This is a genomic window from Nostoc sp. UHCC 0252 (assembly GCF_034931145.1).
Classification (GTDB): domain Bacteria; phylum Cyanobacteriota; class Cyanobacteriia; order Cyanobacteriales; family Nostocaceae; genus Nostoc.
The window spans coordinates 1-2,976 of record NZ_JAYGHE010000153.1 but is presented as its reverse complement, the minus strand read 5'-3'; the positions used below and the strand labels follow the sequence as shown (position 1 = coordinate 2,976).

General features: G+C 52.0%; 1 rRNA gene. It reads left to right on the top strand.

The window, feature by feature from the left end:
• Window positions 1-46 precede the first annotated feature (46 nt).
• Window positions 47-2,937: ribosomal RNA gene (locus VB732_RS35380) — 23S ribosomal RNA — on the top strand.
• Window positions 2,938-2,976 lie beyond the last annotated feature (39 nt).

Here is a 2,976-nt window from a genome sequence, read left to right as displayed (position 1 = left end):
TTTGTTTTTGTGAATGCAAAATTGTGAAAGACCAAATGAATTGAGTGGTCAAGCTAATAAGGGCTAACGGTGGATACCTAGGCACACAGAGGCGACGAAGGACGTGGTTACCGACGATATGCTCCGGGGAGTTGGAAGCAAACATTGAGCCGGAGATTTCCGAATGGGGCAACCCTATATACTACCTGCTGAATATATAGGCAGGAGAGAGCCAACCCAGCGAATTGAAACATCTTAGTAGCTGGAGGAAGAGAAATCAATTAAGAGATTCCCTAAGTAGTGGTGAGCGAAAGGGGAAGAGCCTAAACCAATTGGTTTACCGATTGGGGTAGTGGGACAGCGATATCGAATCTGGCGGTTAAACGAAGCAGCTAAATACTGCACCAAAGAAGGTGAAAGTCCTGTAGTTGAAAACTCAAGGATAGTAGCTGAATCCCGAGTAGCATGGGGCACGAGGAATCCCATGTGAATCAGCGAGGACCACCTCGTAAGGCTAAATACTACTGTGTGACCGATAGTGAACCAGTACCGCGAGGGAAAGGTGAAAAGAACCCCGGAAGGGGAGTGAAATAGAACATGAAACCGTTAGCTTACAAGCAGTGGGAGGACTATTTAAAAGTCTGACCGCGTGCCTGTTGAAGAATGAGCCGGCGACTTATAGGCACTGGTAGGTTAAAGCGAGAATGCTGGAGCCAAAGGGAAACCGAGTCTGAAAAGGGCGATAATCAGTGTTTATAGACCCGAACCCTGGTGATCTAACCATGGCCAGGATGAAGCTTGGGTAACACCAAGTGGAGGTCCGCACCGACTGATGTTGAAAAATCAGCGGATGAGTTGTGGTTAGGGGTGAAATGCCAATCGAACCAGGAGCTAGCTGGTTCTCCCCGAAATGTGTTTAGGCGCAGCGGTAATGATTATATCTGGGGGGTAAAGCACTGTTTCGGTGCGGGCTGGGAGACCGGTACCAAATCGAGACAAACTCTGAATACCCAGAGCACACATTGCCAGTGAGACAGTGGGGGATAAGCTTCATTGTCAAGAGGGAAACAGCCCAGACCACCAGCTAAGGTCCCCAAATCATCGCTAAGTGATAAAGGAGGTGAGAGTGCACAGACAACTAGGAGGTTTGCCTAGAAGCAGCCACCCTTGAAAGAGTGCGTAATAGCTCACTAGTCAAGCGCTCTCGCGCCGAAAATGAACGGGGCTAAGCGATGTACCGAAGCTGTGGGATTAACTAACGTTAATCGGTAGGGGAGCGTTCCGTCGTAGGTAGAAGCAGTAGCGGCAAGCAGCTGTGGACGAAACGGAAGTGAGAATGTCGGCTTGAGTAGCGCAAACATTGGTGAGAATCCAATGCCCCGAAACCCTAAGGTTTCCTCCGCCAGGTTCGTCCCCGGAGGGTTAGTCAGGGCCTAAGGCGAGGCCGAACGGCGTAGTCGATGGACAACGGGTTAAAATTCCCGTACTGATTGTAGGTTGTGCAGAGGGACGGAGAAGATGAGTGTCAGCCGGATGTTGGTTCCCGGTTTAAGCGTCGAGATGTTGAGAGACGGCGAAAACGTTTCGAGTTGAGGCGTGAGTACGACCCACTACGGTGGGGAAGTGGCATAGTCTAGCTTCCAAGAAAAGCTCTAAACACGTTAACTTACAGTTACCTGTACCCGAAACCGACACAGGTAGGGAGGTTGAGAATACCAAGGGGCGCGAGATAACTCTCTCTAAGGAACTCGGCAAAATGGCCCCGTAACTTCGGAAGAAGGGGTGCCCACCTAAGACGTGGGTCGCAGTGAAGAGATCCAGGCGACTGTTTACCAAAAACACAGGTCTCCGCAAAGTCATCAAGACGCAGTATGGGGGCTGACGCCTGCCCAGTGCCGGAAGGTTAAGGAAGTTGGTCAGGGGGAAACCTTGAAGCTAGCGACCGAAGCCCCGGTGAACGGCGGCCGTAACTATAACGGTCCTAAGGTAGCGAAATTCCTTGTCGGGTAAGTTCCGACCCGCACGAAAGGCGTAACGATCTGGATGGTGTCTCAGAGAGAGACTCGGCGAAATAGGAATGTCTGTGAAGATACGGACTGCCTGCACCTGGACAGAAAGACCCTATGAAGCTTTACTGTAGCCTGGAATTGTGTTCGGGCTTGGCTTGCGCAGGATAGGTGGGAGGCGATGAAGTATTCCTTGTGGGGAGTATGGAGCCAACGGTGAGATACCACTCTGGCGAAGCTAGAATTCTAACCCATGACCGTTATCCGGTCAGGGAACAGTTTCAGGTGGGCAGTTTGACTGGGGCGGTCGCCTCCTAAAAGGTAACGGAGGCGCGCAAAGGTTCCCTCAGCACGCTTGGAAACCGTGCGGCGAGTGTAAAGGCATAAAGGGAGCTTGACTGCAAGAGTGACAACTCGAGCAGGTACGAAAGTAGGCCTTAGTGATCCGACGGCGCAGAGTGGAATGGCCGTCGCTCAACGGATAAAAGTTACTCTAGGGATAACAGGCTGATCTCCCCCAAGAGTCCACATCGACGGGGAGGTTTGGCACCTCGATGTCGGCTCATCGCAACCTGGGGCGGAAGTACGTCCCAAGGGTTGGGCTGTTCGCCCATTAAAGCGGTACGTGAGCTGGGTTCAGAACGTCGTGAGACAGTTCGGTCCATATCCGGTGCAGGCGTAAGAGCATTGAGAGGAGTCCTCCTTAGTACGAGAGGACCGGGAGGAACGCACCGCTGGTGTACCAGTTATCGTGCCAACGGTAAACGCTGGGTAGCCAAGTGCGGAGCGGATAACCGCTGAAAGCATCTAAGTGGGAAGCCCACCTCAAGATGAGTGCTCTCACCACTAAAAGTGGGTAAGGTCACGGGAAGAACACCCGTTCTTAGGCGGTAGGTGGAAGTGCAGCAATGTATGTAGCCGAGCCGTGCTAACAGACCGAGGGCTTGACCTCAAAAATCATTTGGTTTCGCGTTACTTGCAGTCTTCAGGG